This is a genomic window from Gordonia sp. N1V (assembly GCF_029269935.1).
GTDB lineage: Bacteria > Actinomycetota > Actinomycetes > Mycobacteriales > Mycobacteriaceae > Gordonia > Gordonia polyisoprenivorans.
On the sequence record NZ_JARJDD010000004.1, the window covers coordinates 102,878 to 117,750 of the forward strand.

The 14,873-nt window shown below is 67.0% G+C and carries 13 protein-coding genes; 4 read left to right on the top strand and 9 right to left on the bottom strand.

The annotated features are described in order from the left end of the window. Positions 1–465: 465 nt before the first annotated feature. Together P3L18_RS07175 and P3L18_RS07180 are read right to left on the bottom strand one after the other, a co-directional pair. Positions 466–1,338, bottom strand: coding sequence for an alpha/beta fold hydrolase (locus P3L18_RS07175; RefSeq protein ID WP_276113723.1), 873 nt, complete (start codon positions 1,336–1,338; stop codon positions 466–468). 82 nt (positions 1,339–1,420) lie between these two features. Further along, positions 1,421–2,266 carry a helix-turn-helix domain-containing protein gene (locus P3L18_RS07180; RefSeq protein ID WP_276113724.1) on the bottom strand — a complete coding sequence of 282 codons (846 nt, stop codon included), beginning with the start codon at positions 2,264–2,266 and terminating at the stop codon, positions 1,421–1,423. Positions 2,267–2,336: 70 nt separating this feature from the next. Here P3L18_RS07180 and P3L18_RS07185 point away from each other — a divergent pair, with 70 nt between their 5' ends. Next, the gene (locus tag P3L18_RS07185) at positions 2,337–2,795 is read left to right on the top strand and encodes a DUF3224 domain-containing protein (protein ID WP_014358411.1); all 459 of its coding nucleotides are present in this window, start codon (positions 2,337–2,339) and stop codon (positions 2,793–2,795) included. An 88-nt stretch (positions 2,796–2,883) separates the two neighbouring features. On the opposite strand, the gene P3L18_RS07190 is transcribed toward P3L18_RS07185, so the two are convergent. Then, positions 2,884–4,926, bottom strand: coding sequence for a glycosyltransferase family 39 protein (locus P3L18_RS07190; RefSeq protein WP_276113725.1), 2,043 nt, complete (start codon positions 4,924–4,926; stop codon positions 2,884–2,886). Positions 4,927–5,292: 366 nt separating this feature from the next. Between P3L18_RS07190 and P3L18_RS07195 the strand changes: the two genes are divergently transcribed. After that, positions 5,293–5,796, top strand: coding sequence for a hypothetical protein (locus P3L18_RS07195; RefSeq protein WP_231386813.1), 504 nt, complete (start codon positions 5,293–5,295; stop codon positions 5,794–5,796). Positions 5,797–5,799: 3 nt separating this feature from the next. On the opposite strand, the gene P3L18_RS07200 is transcribed toward P3L18_RS07195, so the two are convergent. The 4 genes from P3L18_RS07200 to lysX form a co-directional block, all read right to left on the bottom strand. Then, positions 5,800–6,993, bottom strand: coding sequence for a CapA family protein (locus tag P3L18_RS07200; protein WP_094601615.1), 1,194 nt, complete (start codon positions 6,991–6,993; stop codon positions 5,800–5,802). Between the two features lie 106 nt (positions 6,994–7,099). After that, a complete protein-coding gene (locus P3L18_RS07205) occupies positions 7,100–8,656 on the bottom strand; it encodes a succinic semialdehyde dehydrogenase (protein ID WP_276113844.1) in 1,557 nt (518 codons plus the stop codon). Positions 8,657–8,697: 41 nt separating this feature from the next. Further along, positions 8,698–9,195: a ribonuclease E activity regulator RraA gene (gene rraA / locus P3L18_RS07210; protein WP_006369132.1), complete on the bottom strand. Its 498-nt coding sequence runs from the start codon at positions 9,193–9,195 to the stop codon at positions 8,698–8,700. Positions 9,196–9,342: 147 nt separating this feature from the next. Continuing rightward, entirely contained in the window at positions 9,343–12,744 is a 3,402-nt protein-coding gene (gene lysX, locus P3L18_RS07215) for a bifunctional lysylphosphatidylglycerol synthetase/lysine--tRNA ligase LysX (RefSeq protein WP_276113726.1), read from the bottom strand. A gap of 64 nt (positions 12,745–12,808) precedes the next feature. On the opposite strand from lysX, the gene P3L18_RS07220 reads away from it, so the two are divergent. Then, positions 12,809–13,021: an RNA-binding S4 domain-containing protein gene (locus tag P3L18_RS07220; protein ID WP_276113846.1), complete on the top strand. Its 213-nt coding sequence runs from the start codon at positions 12,809–12,811 to the stop codon at positions 13,019–13,021. Between the two features lie 54 nt (positions 13,022–13,075). Here P3L18_RS07220 and P3L18_RS07225 read toward each other — a convergent pair whose 3' ends face one another. Then, positions 13,076–13,225: a hypothetical protein gene (locus tag P3L18_RS07225; protein ID WP_014358404.1), complete on the bottom strand. Its 150-nt coding sequence runs from the start codon at positions 13,223–13,225 to the stop codon at positions 13,076–13,078. Between the two features lie 172 nt (positions 13,226–13,397). Continuing rightward, positions 13,398–14,297: a cutinase family protein gene (locus P3L18_RS07230; RefSeq protein WP_006369129.1), complete on the bottom strand. Its 900-nt coding sequence runs from the start codon at positions 14,295–14,297 to the stop codon at positions 13,398–13,400. Positions 14,298–14,430: 133 nt separating this feature from the next. On the opposite strand from P3L18_RS07230, the gene P3L18_RS07235 reads away from it, so the two are divergent. Continuing rightward, complete coding sequence (locus P3L18_RS07235) at positions 14,431–14,871, top strand: SRPBCC family protein (protein WP_079928421.1); 441 nt, start codon at positions 14,431–14,433, stop codon at positions 14,869–14,871. The last annotated feature ends 2 nt before the right edge of the window (positions 14,872–14,873 follow it).

Genomic DNA, 14,873 nt, shown 5'->3' on the forward strand with positions numbered 1-14,873 from the left:
AACCTGTTGTCCACAAGCACCTTTCCTTCCGCACAATCCGGTGCAACGGGTCCCGAGGCCCGGCGTCTGCGGCGCCGTGCACCTCGACCATCGGGTGGGGAGTGTCCGATCGTCGGATGGGGAGAACATCAGCATCATTCGAGGGGATCGTCGTCCCCCGCTGGTCGAGGTGCGAGCCGCGTGCGGCGAGCCTCGAGACCACCGGCGCCGATGCTGGATTCGGGTCACGGTGGACCGAGCACCCATCGGTGCAACGGTTCTCGGGGCGGGACGGCCATCGGGACGGAAGGGCCGAACGTCATGAACCGACGGGCGGGTGCAAGCCGCGACCGCGGATACAGTTTCCACCGAATTGGGCCGAAAACCCCGAAAATCGGGGTCGGATACCCGCTCCGGTGGAAGTTATATTCATATCAACCGCGACCATCCACTGAAGGCAAGTTCCACCAGCGCGGCGCCGGCGACTCAGGCGATGCGAGCGAGGATCGCCTCGGCCACCTGTTCCGGGCGGCGTTGCGGAATCCAGTGGTCGACTCCTTCGAGGACGATGAAGTCGTAAGGGGCGTCCACCATCTGGGCGCAACCGCGGGCGCCGGCCCGGGACAGGTAGACGTCTCCGTCGCTCCAGATGTGGGTGGTCGGCACCGTGACCTTGCGGTTCATCAGTCCGCGATCGCCGTACTTCAGTGCGCGATACCAGTTGAGTCCGCCGGTCAGTGCACCGTAGTCGATGATGTCGGTCTGCAGCTGCTCGGCGAAGCCGGGCGGACCGAATCGTGCCGCCCTCGGGTTGGACATGCCTTTGCTCAGCGCCCATTCCGCGAATCCCGGGATCTGGAACACCCCCATGTACCACGACCGCAACAGCTGACCACGCGGCATCGCGCGCAGATAGGCCCCCGGATGCGGAACCGCGAGTGCGGTCAGCGTGGCGACACGATCGGGATAGTCGGCGGCGACGGCCCACGCCACTCCCGATCCCCAATCATGGCCCACCAGATGAATTTTCGGTGCGTCCAGCGTGTCGGCCAAGGCAATGACGTCGCGGGCGAGCTCGGAGATCCGGTAATCACGGACGGCGGCCGGACGCGCCCGCGGGGAGTATCCGCGCTGATCAGGGGCGACAGTGCGGTAGCCGCGCTCGTTCACGATCGGGGTGACCAGGTTCCAGCACGCGGCGCGTTCGGGAAATCCGTGCAGCAGCACGATCGGGATGTCGGCGCCCGGTACCTCCCCCGACCCCACACGACCGGAGTCGATCACATCGAAAACATATCCGTCCCTGCCGAATTCACTGATTCTTCCGGTCTCGCCGGTAGTGCTGTCGTCCGTCATCATACCTCCCGTCCAGGACCGCCGAAGCCGTTCCGGCGGCAGCGCACTGCTCGACAGTAGCGCGTCCGGCGCTCATCGAACCCGCTCACCGTTCACTGCCCCCGGTCCGTTCGGTCCGGACGTAGGTGGCCGGGGGTCTCCCGACGATGCGACTGAACGCGCGCGTGAGATGCGATTGGTCGCTGAATCCCAGACGCACCGCCGTGTCGGCCCAGTCGACGTCTCCACCCGCATTGGCGATCGCAGCGACATCGAGTATCCGGAACCGCTGGATGACCCACTTCGGTCCGATGCCCACGTACTCACCGAACTGCCGCTGCAGCGTCCGCAAACTCACGCCCGCCTGTGCGGCGAGTTGCTCGGCACGAGTGATGGACGGGTCGTGTTCGGCCGCCTCGGCGAGCGCGGCAACCTCGTCGATCACCGGGTCGTCGACGGGATCACGCTCGGCGAGCCACCGGACGGCGATCGTCACCAACTCGTCGTCGCCCACGTCGGGATCGAGGAGTTGCCGCGCAACCTCACGGTCATCGACGCCGAGCACGTCGGCCACCGTGCGCACCGATCGGGTCCACGCACTCACCGGACCGTCGAGAAATCCCCGAAATCCACCGGCACGGAACGCGATGCCGAACACCTGACCGTCGTCGGTGAGCGTCCGCGAAAACCTGCTCTCCCCCACGCCATGCACCCAGAGCCTGCCGTCCTCGGCCGCCACGTGCACCACGGGTTGCGGAATGACCTGCTGCTCATGAATGTCGACGGTGGACCAGCGCACGATCCAGAAGTAGTCGACCCAGCGAGCGAGATCGGCAGGCGCACGCAGACGCGACACCCGGAACGGCATCGCGGCGGCAGGTCCGATGATCGCCCGTGGCCCGCGGCCCAGCACGGGCCGCGTGGTGAAGCCCTCGTTTCCGTCCTCGCTCATCACGACCAGTGTCGAACCGATGTCGCGTTTGTACAAGACCACACCCGCACCCCAACCGCACCCTGGAGCCATGAGCACCTCATCGACGTCCCGGACACACTCCGTCACAGCCACATTCCAGGTCACCTCGTGGAACGAGGAGAAGATCTACACCACCGACGACCGCACCGTCGAGATCAGCGGCGTCACCTACCCGGCGCGGGGGTTCAGCCGCGCCGACGTCGCCTACTCCTACCAGGGTGACGTCACGGGCACGGGCACCCTCGCCTACCTGCTCACCTACATCGAGGGCGCCGACGCCCCGACTGCGGGCTTCGAGGCGTTCGAGGGTTCGATCGATGGCCACGAGGGCAGTCTCGTGCTGCGGCACAACGGTTTCCACAACGCCACCGGCGTGCACGAGACGGTCGAGATCGTCGAGGGCCTCGGCACCGGCGGTCTGGCAGCCATGCGCGGACACGCCGAGATCGACCTGGCCGGCCACAGCGACGACGGCTACCCGATCACCTTTCACTACACGATGGAATGAGCAATCCACCCGGGCCCACCAGCACGGCAGCCGCGACCGATTCGGTCGCGGCTGCCGTGGTCTGGCGGGCGTGATCAGACCGAGGGGATCAGATCAGCTTGTACACCGTCTGCCCGCCGACGGTCATCGCGGTGAAGTTCTGCGACACCCAGGTCGAGATCTCCGAATTGCCGCCGGGACCGCCGCCCGATCCGCCGATGTAGTAGGCGATCTTGCCCTCCGACACCATCTTCTTGAATTCGTCGAGCGTGGGCGCGGGGTCGTTGCTCCAGCCGCCGATGGCCATCACCGACTTGCCGGTCGCGATCTCGATCCCCGACGCCGACTGCGATCCGTTGGTCGCCGCCGCCCAGGTGGCGTTGGTGGACTGCAGCAGCTTGACCAGATCGCTGTTCGACGAGACGTCGCCACCGAAACCACTCATGCCACCGCCACGTCGTCCCTGCTGATCCGAACCGTTCTGGGCCGAACCGTTCTGGGACACAGTCCCCGACGGCGGGGTCCCCTGGGTACCCTGCGTCGAGCCGTGCTGCCCACCTCGTCCGCTGAAGCCACCCATGCCACCGGGTCCGCCCATACCGCCACCGGCCGAGGAGGTCTGCACCGCGGTCGGGATCGACCCACTGTGCGCGGTGGCCGCGGTCGCGATCGAAAAGGCTGCGGTACCACCGAATCCGGCGAGTGCACCGGCCAGCACCGAGGCGGCCACCACCTTCTTCAGACCCAGCACGCTTCCGGCGATCACACCGACCACGGCGATGACGGCCACCACACCGATCAGCCACCGGCACCAGACCGGACCCCAGTCGTTGCGATTGAGCAGCACGATGGCCCACCATGCGGCCAGCCCGATCATCGCGGCCATCGCGATGCGTCCGTCCCAGTGCGCCCGCCGCCGCCACGCGAACACCGATCCCATGCCGACCAGCGCGCCGATCGCCGGGGCCAGCGCCACCGTGTAGTACGGGTGGATGGTGCCGCTCATGTAGCTGAAGATCATCCCGGTCACCAGCAGCCAGCCACCCCAGGTGACGATGGCGCCGGACTCGACGCGGTCAACACCGTTGCGGTAGTTGAAGATCGGGAAGCTACGGATCATCAGGTACACCCCGAAGGCCACCACGAACAGCGCCACCGGCAGCAGCCACGAGATCTCGTTGCCCATCTCCGAACCGAACAGTCGATTCAGACCCGTCGAGCCGCCGAAGGAGCCTCCGGCCTGCCCGCCACCGGGACCACCGCCACCACCCGGGCCGTTACCGCCACTGATGCGACCCAGCCCGTTGTAGCCGAGCACCAGATTCATGAACGAGTTGTCGGTGGAGCCCCCGATGTAGGGCCGCGAGCTCGCCGGGACGAGGATCGTGACCAGCACGAACCAGCCCGCCGACACCACCAGCGCCACCGCGGCGAGCAGCAACTGCCCGATCCGCTTGAGCCAGCCGTTGTTCGCGAACAGCAGGTAGGCCAGCGCGAATGCCGGCAGCACCAGCAGGCCCTGCATCATCTTGGTGAGGAACGCGAAGCCCAGCGCGACACCCACCAGGGCCAGCCAGCGGCCCGAGTTGGTCGCGATCGCCCGCGCCGTGCAGTAGGCCGCGGCCACCATCAACAGCACCAGCAGCGCGTCGGGGTTGTTGAAGCGGAACATCAGGGCGGCCGCCGGGGTGAACGCCAGCACGGCGCCGGCGATGAGGCCGGCCGCGGTGCCCTGGCGGGGATCGGCGATGACACGGCGCATCGTCGCGTACATCAACGCGACCGACGCGACGCCCATGATCGCCTGCGGCGCGAGCACCGCCCAGGAGTTCATCCCGAAGATCCGCACCGACAACCCGGTGACCCACAGCGAGGCCGGCGGCTTGTCGACGGTGATGAAGCTCGACGGATCCAGCGCGCCGAAGAACCAGGCACGCCAGCTCTGCGACCCGGCCCAGGCGGCCGCGGCGTAGAAGGTGTTGGCGTAGCCGCTGGCCGAGAGGTTCCACAGATAGAGAACTCCGGTGATGGTCAGCAAGCCGGTCAGGCTCAGCTTGCTCCACGGCATCGGTCGCCCGGTGCGCCGATGGCTCGGTGGGGCGGCGTCGTCGGATGGCGGCGACGAACTCGGCCGATCCAGAATTGCGGTCATCATTCCTCCTGTCGCGAGACCTTCACGTCTCGCCGTTGCTCACTGCGTGTGTTGCCGGGTGGACGTACGCCGGGCGATCCGCCCCGCCAGTGCACTTGCCTCGTTCATGGCAGCGCACTGCATCGGGTTCAAGAATGATGTCCGGTTCTCCACCCCGACTGGACGACGACTGGGAGAAGCCTGTGAGCGTGCGAGCGGTGTTGGGTTGCTCACACTTCGTCGTTACCTGGGCTTTCGCGTTTGTCAAAACCGTTACCGAAGCGAATTGTGGAAGGTGAATGTGTCCGCGATCGCGAGGTAATGATGGACAACCGGATGTCGTATCGGCGGAGGGCCGCGTATCTACCGTGGTCCCACAATCCGTTGATGCGACGCGGCGATCGGATGATCGCCGCCGCGGTCGTCGCATCCGTCGTCATCCTTCTCCTGGCGATCCCACTGAGCGTGTGGGCGGCCGATGCCACCTATCGCTCGGTCACCGACCGCGCCGACGCCGCGATCCCCATCTCCGCCACGGTCGTCAGCGTCTCCGATTCGGATCCGACCGCCGTCGAGACCACCGCCACCGTCTCGTGGCGCAATTCCTCGGGCGTGCACACCGATTCGACGTCGGTGCCCCGCGGCACCAAGGACGGCTCCACCACCCCCGCATGGACCACCCCGGACGGCACCCGGCTCCAGGATCACCCCGGCCCCACCGAACGCGTTCTGGGTGCGGTCTGGGTGGGTGTACTGGCCTGGTGTGCGATGTTCGCGCTGGTGATGAGTGGGGTCACCCTGGTTCGACGCCGGGTCGCGCGCATCCACGACGTTTTGTGGGACCGTGAGTGGTCGCAGGCGGGCAACGCCAACGGCTGGGCTTCTCGCTGACCCTCAGCCCGGTCCGCCGACCCCACCCGGCCGTGTCGGGGTCGTCGGGACATTGTTCGGGTTCACCGGCACGAACGCATTGGCGGCGCGGCCGTTCAGCGTCGGGGAGAGCCCGTTGATGAACGTCAGGACCTGCGCCGCCTGCGCCTGCGGGTACGGCGTCGGGACGTAGTCGTTGTAGGACTCCGTACGTGACACCCGCGTCGGGATCACCCGGAAATCGACGCCGCGCACCGCGGTACCGGCCATGTCGAAGCGGGTTTGCAGGATGAAGGTGCGTTTGTCGGTGGGGTTGCTGTTGCCACCGAAGGCGAAGTTGCCGAACGAGTATGCAATCAGCTTGCCCCGATAGATCTCCATGGACTGGATGACATGGGGATGGGTTCCGACGACGAGGTCGGCGCCCGCATCGATCGCGAGATGGGCGAGCTCGGTCTGCACACCGTACGGTTCGTGTTCGCTCTCGATGCCCCAGTGCATGAACGGGATCACCACGTCGGCGCCGCGGGCTCGCAGGGATTTGATGTCCGACACCAGTTTTCGACGCATCTGTGCGCTGTCGGTCCACGCCTGGTATCCGACGAAGCCGAACCTCACGCCCTTGATCGTGGTCAGGTTGTCCAGGTCGTACCCCGACCCCTCACTCTCGTCACCGGTGCCGAAGTACTCCACGCCGACACCCCGGAGCGCGGCGAGAGTGTCATCGAAACCGACCTGGCCGTAATCGAAGGTGTGATTGTTGGCGACGGTCACCACGTCGATCCCGCCCGCGGGCAACGTCGCCGCGAGCGCCGGATCACCGTGGAAGTGATAGACCTCGCCCTCCCCCTTGTAGCGCTGCGTGCCGCGGCGCGTGAGCGCCACCTCGAAGTTGGCGACGGTCAGATCGTCCGCATCGAACAGCGCCTTGACGTTCTGGAAGAAGTAGTCCGGCCGCCGCCCGTTGTCCGCCCACACCGTCGGCAACGACGTCGCCGTGGAGAACTTGTCGTCGGTGCCCAGGATGTTGTCACCGGTGAAACTCAGGACGAGCTGCTGGGCACGGGGCATCGGCGGCGCGGCAACCGGCCCGGGCACCACCCGTGCGACCGGCGCAGCCGTCGTCGACGATGCCGACGACGCCGCCACCACTCCGACGACGACCCCGATCACCACGACCAGCCAGACGCCGGAACGTCGGCGCACACTCGCGAACACTCTTGCATCCAACCGGATTGGCACGCCGTGTGCGTGTCGGCTGATCAGGGGATTTCAGGCCCGGGAGGGGCCGGAACCCCGGGTGTTCGAGTGCTCGAGAATCCGATCAGCGACCGGGCAGATACTTCAGGGCGCGCATCGCGAACGGCGTCGCCGCGCGGTAGAGGCCCTGCGGGATGCCGGGTGCGCGATCGATGCCGATGAACCGCTGCTCGGCGATCGTCTGCGGCTCGGTGTATTTGAGCAGGCCCTCCTCGCCGTGCCGGCGCCCGACGCCGGAGATGCCCATGCCGCCCATCGGGGCTGCCGTCGACGCCCACGCCGCGGCATAGCCCTCGTTGATGTTGACCGTGCCGGCCCGCAGCTTCTCGGCGATCCGCTGGGCCTCGTCACTGCTGCCCGCCCACACGCTGGCGTTGAGTCCGTAGTCGGTGTCGTTGGCGAGTTTGATGGCCTCGTCGATCGAGTCGACCGGGTACACCGACACCACCGGACCGAAGGTCTCGTTGGCGAAGCACTCCATCGCATCGGTGACGCCGGTGAGCACGGTCGGCTCGAAGAAGAACGGTCCCAGGTCGGCGCGGCGCTTGCCGCCCGCGATCACCGTGGCGCCCTTGGCCACTGCGTCGTCGACGTGTGCCTGGGCGGTGTCGACCTGGGCGGCTGAGGCGAGCGAGCCCATGTCGGCACTGAAATCGTAGGTGGCGCCCAGGCGCATGCCGCGGACGAATGCACCGAACTTCTCGATGAACTCGTCGGCGATGATCGCGTCGACGTAGAGGCGCTCGATGGAGATGCACAACTGCCCGGAGTTCGAGTAGCAGGCGCGGGCGGCGCCCTCGACGGCGCGGTCGATGTCGGCGCCCGCGGTGACGATCATCGGGTTCTTGCCGCCCAGTTCGGCGGAGAAGCCGATCAGACGTCGGCCGGCCTGCTCGGCGAGCGTGGCGCCGGTCGCCGACGAGCCGGTGAACATGACGTAGTCGGTGGTGGCGACGATCGCTTGTCCGACAACACTTCCCGGTCCCGGTACAACAGCGAACAACTCGGCCGGCAGGCCCGCCTCGTAGAGCAGTTCGGCCAGCGCCAGCGCACAGTACGGGGTCTGGCTGTCGGGTTTGATGACCACACCGTTGCCGGCGAGCAGCGCAGCCACCGCGTCGGAGACCGCGAGGGTCAGCGGATAGTTCCACGGGCTGATCACGCCGACGACACCCTTGGGCTGATATCGCACCCGCACACTCGTCGCGCCCGGGATGATGCCCTTGACCTTGCGGTCGGCGAGCATCTTGGGGCCCGCGGTGGCGTAGTGCCGCGCGGTCAGCGCGACGTCGATGACCTCTTCCTGGGCGTAGACGCGCGCCTTGCCGGTCTCGGCCTGCGCGATGTCCATCAGCGACGCCGCGTTGCGGTGCACCAGCTCGGAGAACTTGTCGAGGACCTTGGCGCGGTCCTGCGGGCTGCGCGCGGCCCAGCCCTCCTGCGCGACGCGGGCGCGGGCCACGGCGGTCTCGAGGTCGGCGGCGGTCCCGACCGGGATGGTGGCCATCTCGACACCACTGAACGCCTCGAGGACCGGGCGGGTGGGCCGGTCGGCGGCGTTGTCGATGGCGACGAGCGCACCGAGACGGGCGAAGTATTCGGGAGTGGGTCGGGCCATGATCTGTGCGCTCCTCGTCAGCGATCGGGAGATGGGTGTGACGGTCAGACGGCGGCGACGAGCACGATGCCGTCGTCGTCGGAGTAGAGGGTGTCGCCAGGGACGAAGGTGATGCCGCCGAGGTCGATGGGCACGTCACGCTCACCTGCACCGGTCTTGGTGGACTTGCGCGGGTTGGTGCCCAGTGCCTTCACACCGATCCCCATCCCGCCGATCGTCTTCGCGTCGCGGATCGCGCCGTTGACGATGATGCCGGCCCAGCCGTTGGACCGGCCGAGTTCGGCGATCAGATCGCCGACCAGTGCGGTGTGCACCGACGCGTCGCCGTCGACGACGAGGACACCACCGGGGTTGGATTCGCCGAGCACCGACTTGAGAAGGGCGTTGTCCTGGAAGCAGCGCACGGTGCTCACGCGGCCGACGAACTCGCGCACGCCGCCGTACTGGGTGAACTGGACGTCGCAGCTACGGACATCGGCACCGATCTCATCGACCAGGTCGGCGGTCGGGGTGAAGGTGAGCTCACTCATGCCAACCAGCATAGGTGTAACCGCAACCAACAGGTAATGACCCCTACTCCGCCGACAGCGCCCTCCAACCCGCCGACAGCGCCTTCGCGACGCGTCCTCGAGCGCTCTCGGCGTTGAGACAAGCGCCGTCGGCGTGAAACCGGGCGCCGTCGACGACGGTTACCCCTCGTCGGGCTTGACCAACGGGAACGGCAGCGATTCGCGGATCGACTGACCGGTGATCAGCATGACGACGCGGTCGACGCCGACGCCGAGTCCGCCGGTGGGCGGCATCGCGTATTCGAGTGCCTCGAGGAAGTCCTCGTCGAGTTCCATCGCCTCCGGATCACCGTCGGCGGCCAGAATCGATTGCGCCGTCAGCCGTTTGCGTTGTTCGACCGGATCGGTGAGCTCGGTGTAGGCGGTGCCGAGCTCGACGCCCCAGGCGACGAGATCCCACCGTTCGGCGACACCCGCGCGGCTGCGGTGGGCACGGGTGAGCGGCGAGGTCGACGTGGGGAAGTCGATGTAGAACGTCGGGAACGTCGTGCGGTCCTCACCGAGGTGCTCATACAGTTCGAGCACCAGCGCCCCCGCGTCCCAGTCGGGGCGGTGTGCGATCTCCAGCCGATCACAGATCCGACGCAGGTCCTCGGCGCTCGTCTCCGGCGTGACCTCCTCACCGGCACCCTCGGAGACCACCTCGTGCACGGTCTTGACCGGCCAGTCACCGGAGATGTCGATGCGCTCGACGGTGCCGTCGTCACCGGTCCGGTAGATCACCGGCTCACCGTGCGCCGCGATCGCGGCGAACTGGATCATCTCGCGGGTCAGATCCAGCATCTTCAGGTAATCACTATGCGCCTCATAGGCTTCGAGGCTGGTGAACTCGGGGTTGTGGCTGAAGTCGACGCCCTCGTTGCGGAAGTTCCGCCCGATCTCGTAGACCTTCTCCACCCCGCCGACGCAGAGCCGCTTGAGGTACAGCTCGGGTGCGATACGCAGATAGAGGTCGAGGTTGTAGGCGTTGATGTGCGTCTGGAACGGGGTGGCATTGGCGCCGCCGTGGATTCGCTGCAGGATCGGCGTCTCCACCTCCAGGAAATCCCGGGTGGCGAGGAAGTCGCGCAGCGCTTTGACGACGACGCTGCGGGTCTTGAGCAGGTCCCGGCTGCGGGCGTTGGTCGCCAGGTCCAGATAGCGTTGGCGCACACGGGCTTCCGGGTCGGTCAGACCGGCCCACTTGTCGGGCAGCGGACGCAGGCATTTGCCGTTGATCCGCCACGCGTCGATCAGCACCGACAACTCGCCCTTGCGGCTCTCGCCGAGCATGCCACGCACCTCGACGAGATCACCGAGGTCCACATCGGAGCCGAAATCCGGTGTGCCCGGAATGATCCGGGAATCCTCGATGAGCAACTGCACCTGCCCCGACCAGTCGTGGAGGCCGGCGAAGATCACTTTGCCGAAGTCACGCAACCGGGTGATGCGGCCGGCGATGGTGACCTGGGTGCCCTGCGGTAGTTCCCGGGCCGCGGCGATGGTGTGGGTGGGCGCGTCGGCCGGCGGGTACGGGTCGAAGCCCTCGGCGACGAGCCGATCGAGCTTGGCCATCCGGACCCGGACCTGCTCGGGCCGATGCACGGAGACCGCCTGCTGATCGGCCTCCTCGGCGAACTGCGCGACGAGCGCGTCGACGTCGACTCCCTGCGGCACCGACGGCTCGCCGGCTTCGTACTGTTCCTTGCGGCCGAAGCGCGGCAGCCGCACGAAACCCTCGGTGACGATGCTCGCCAGCCCGGCACGCGGGAGCATCCGGGCGTCCTCGAAGCACAGGTACCGCGGCTGCCAATCCGGCAGGTACTTCGCGTTGGAGCGATAGAGCGACTCCATCTGGAAGAACCGGGAGCCGAACATCAACGCCGAGTAACTCGCCCGCATCACCGGTCCGGCACCGATCTGCCCGCCATGCTCGAAGAAGGCGCGAAACGTCGCGAAATTCAGGGAGATGTCGGTGACGCCGACCTGTTCGGCACGCTGACACAGCTCGACGACCATCGTCTCCACCACGCCGTTGACGCCGTTGCGGTCGCGGCGCATGAGGTCGAGCGAGACCCCACGCCGACCCCACGGGACGAAGGACAGCAAGCCGATGACCTTCTCGTCGTCGGTGCCCTCGTTCTGGATCGCCTCGACGAGCAGGCAGTTGCCATCGGCGGGGTCGCCGAGTCGCGAGAGTGCCATCGCGAAGCCGCGTTCCTCGTCGGTGTCGCGCCACGCGTCGGCGCGGGCGATCGCCTCGGCCATCTGTGCGTCCGACAATTCGCTGTGCCGTCGGATTCGTACGGTGACCCCGGCCCGCCGATTACGGGTGACCGCCTGGCGCACACTCTTCATCGCCGGTCCCGACAGCGTGAAGTCGCGGGTGTGGATGATCGCCTCGTCACCGATGTTGAGCGTGCCGAAACCCGCCGCGTCGTATGCCTCGGCGCCGCGCTCGCTGGCGCCCATCGCCGCCGGATGCCAGCCGTACCGCTCGCACAGCGTCAGGAACTCCGCGATCGCCCCCGACCACGAGTCCGGGTCGCCGATCGGATCACCGCCGGCCAGTCCGACGCCGAGTTCGACGCGATAGGTGATCGCCGCCCGACCGTCGAGCGAGAACACCACGGCCTTGTCGCGGCGGGTGGAGAAGTAGGCCAGCGAGTCGTCGTCGCCGAACCGGTCGATGAGCGCGCGGATCAGTCGTTCGTCCTCCGCGGTGATCAGCGACTTGAGCCGCTGAGACCGGAACAGCACGATCGCGGCGGCGATCAGGGCCAGAGCCCCGAACAGTCCCAGTAGCCCGTTGATCCACGGATGGGTGTGGTGGCCGTCGAAGGTGCGCTGATCGATGGTCGCGAAGGCGACGACGCGGTTGAACGCATACGGCAGACGCTCCCCCGACTCCAGGCTGCCGGGTACCAGCACCACCAGACCCCAGCCCAGCATGGTGGCAACAACCAGCCCGGTGATCAGCACACCGAGCGCACGCAGCAACGCGGCGCGGCGGACCCGGGTGTAGAACTGCCGGAACGTGAGAACCAGGAAGAAGAGGATGGCCACCTGTATCGCCAGCCCGATCCCGGTGTTGATCCGCTCGGTGCGGGTCATGTCCAGATCGGAGCCGATCGCCGGGATCAGGAGCAGTGCGTTGGTGAGCATGAACAGCACCAGCAGGATGACGCAGATCCACCAGGCGATGCGCTTGCGGGCGGCGAGTGCGATCGCCACCAATGCCAGCACATAAGCCCAAGCGAAGCTCGTCTCCGGCATCGCGACGATGTAGTTGTCGACGTAGTCACGAGGAACGTGAATCCAATGCCGGAAGAACGGAAAAACGCTCGACGCCAACGCAATTGCCGCCATGACGCCCACCACGGTGCCGGCGATCCGCGGCGCGTTGTGCCCGAAACCCCGTGGATGCCGGATCTGGTCGAGCAGATCAGCCGAACGGCGTTCGGCCGCTGTCCGATCCGGCGGCACCGATCCGTGCTGCTTCTCGTCGTCGGGGGCCTGCTGCACTCCGGTCTCGACCGCCATGACAGACAACCTTAGTGCGCGGTTCGGCTCGCCGGGAACGCTTGCCGTCTGCCAGGATGGCGGTGTGTTCGACGTCGCGATCAGTGATCAGGTCATCCGGCTCGGCCAGTTCCTGAAGCTGGCCAACCTCATCGACTCCGGTGCGGAGGCCAAGGAGGTCATCGCCGAAGGATTGGTCTGTGTCAACGGTGACGTGGAGACCCGACGCGGTCGTCAGCTCGTCGTCGGCGACGTCGTCGAATTGGGCGGGCAGTCCGCGCGTGTCTCGGCGGGGTGAGTCCCACCGGCCGGGCGCAACGGCGGTCGGCCCCGGCTCAGCCGTGGAGTCGATTCAGCCGTGGAGCCGACGGAGTTCAGCAGCGGTGATCAGTCGTTCGGCTTCGGCCGGGAACATTCGTGCCTGACGGCGGGTGCGTCGGATGGACAGCGCCCCGAGCCGGGCGGGTCGACGGGGTCCGTGGAGTGTCTCAGCCAACTTCATGACTCAACGCTTCCCTGAATCAATACAACGGATACTGACTTCGTCTTACTGTAGCGGCGGTTTTCCAACTCGCAACCACACCCGTGTACGTCGATGATGACACGGAAATCGTTACCGTCCTGGTAGCGACGCGCGACCCGGTGACCTGCGGAAGATCACGACGTGGCGAAGATCACGCCAGTCCGGCGAGGTAGTCGTGCGCCCACTGCACCGCCGTCACTCCCGGCTTGACCTGGAACGTCGCGTAGTCACCGTGCGATCCCGACTGGATGAACTTGTTGAACTCGATGATCTGCTCACGCGCCCGCGCGTTGCTCAACTCCTGCACGATCCGGCCGGGGCCACCCTGGGTGAGCATCTCGTTGACGATCGCCGCCGCCTCGAGCTGGTACTGGCCGTACTGGCTGGGCGTCGGATCACTCGTCTCGGCGAGGTAGCCGACGACGCGCGTGACGTAGTAGTCGCGCGGGGTGTTGCAGTAGAGGTCGCTCGGCACGCAGATCTGCCGGGTGACCGGCGTCAGCCATCCCATGCCGCCGATGCGGGGTCCGCCACTGCCCTGGCCGGTGAGCGGGGGTCCCACCAGCGGATCCTTCGACGAACGACGCGGATCGGCGAGGAGCACCACCCCGGCGACCTGCTGTGGACGCACCCGCTCGGTGCCCGCGCCGACCTCGGAGGCGAAGTCGCCGGCGGCGTCGGCACCCTGGCTGTAGCCGGTCAGCGCGATCTTGGTGGCCGGGCAGCGTCGCAACATGGTGACCGCGAGGCCGGTCACGTTCGAGACCGCCTGCGCCTTGGACTTGCCGTAGATCGCCTTCTCCCAGGGGAATGCGGTCGCGTCGTAGCGGACGTAGGCGACCTGGGTGTCGGCGCCGAGGCCGGAGGTCACGTCGCCGAGCAGTCCGGGTCCGTCGGCCCATGTGCCCGGTACCGCGATGACATAGAGCCGCGGACAGTCGGCGGCGTGCGCCGTGCCGCCCGCCGCGACCGCGCCGATCGCCGCGATGAGCAGGGTCAGGACCATCACAAACAGCTTGCGCACGAGCGCCTCCCCTTCAATCGTGGCCATCGGCCGGGTCCCCGCAGACCCGCGACCACCGACCAATACCCGAACGAGTTTAGGACCGGGGAGACGGTCCGCAAACCCTTCGGCGACGAAATACCGGTGAACGACACCGCTTATCGGACAAAGGAGCCATGCTGTGGTCAACGTCTCGCGCACCTTCACCGTCGACCGTCCCCGCGACCAGGTCGTCACCTATCTCCGCGACTTCGCCAATGCCGCGGAATGGGATCCGGGAACCGTCGAATGCACGCAAAACACCCGGGGCCCAATCGGTCTCGGCACCACCTGGCACAACAAGACCAAGCTGTACGGCATCTCCACCGAGCTCACCTACGAACTCACCCGCGACGACCCCGACCACGTCGTGTTCACCGGTTCCAACAAGACCGCCACGACGACCGACGACCTCTCGTTCACCGACGCCGGCAACGGACGTACCTCGATCACCTATGCGGCCACCGTCGATTTCCAGCGATTCGGCGCCATCGCCGAACCGATCTTCGGGGTCATCTTCAACCGCCTCGCCGACTCGGTGCCCAAGGAGATGACCAAGGCCCTCGAAGGCCGGTCGAACTGATC

Coding starts and splice junctions, on each gene's coding strand:
- P3L18_RS07175 (WP_276113723.1), bottom strand. CDS start 1,338: ATGATGACGGACGACAGCACTACCGGCGAGACCGGAAGAATCAGTGAA.
- P3L18_RS07180 (WP_276113724.1), bottom strand. CDS start 2,266: ATGAGCGAGGACGGAAACGAGGGCTTCACCACGCGGCCCGTGCTGGGC.
- P3L18_RS07185 (WP_014358411.1), top strand. CDS start 2,337: ATGAGCACCTCATCGACGTCCCGGACACACTCCGTCACAGCCACATTC.
- P3L18_RS07190 (WP_276113725.1), bottom strand. CDS start 4,926: ATGACCGCAATTCTGGATCGGCCGAGTTCGTCGCCGCCATCCGACGAC.
- P3L18_RS07195 (WP_231386813.1), top strand. CDS start 5,293: ATGCGACGCGGCGATCGGATGATCGCCGCCGCGGTCGTCGCATCCGTC.
- rraA (WP_006369132.1), bottom strand. CDS start 9,195: ATGCTGGTTGGCATGAGTGAGCTCACCTTCACCCCGACCGCCGACCTG.
- lysX (WP_276113726.1), bottom strand. CDS start 12,744: ATGGCGGTCGAGACCGGAGTGCAGCAGGCCCCCGACGACGAGAAGCAG.
- P3L18_RS07225 (WP_014358404.1), bottom strand. CDS start 13,225: ATGAAGTTGGCTGAGACACTCCACGGACCCCGTCGACCCGCCCGGCTC.
- P3L18_RS07230 (WP_006369129.1), bottom strand. CDS start 14,297: ATGGCCACGATTGAAGGGGAGGCGCTCGTGCGCAAGCTGTTTGTGATG.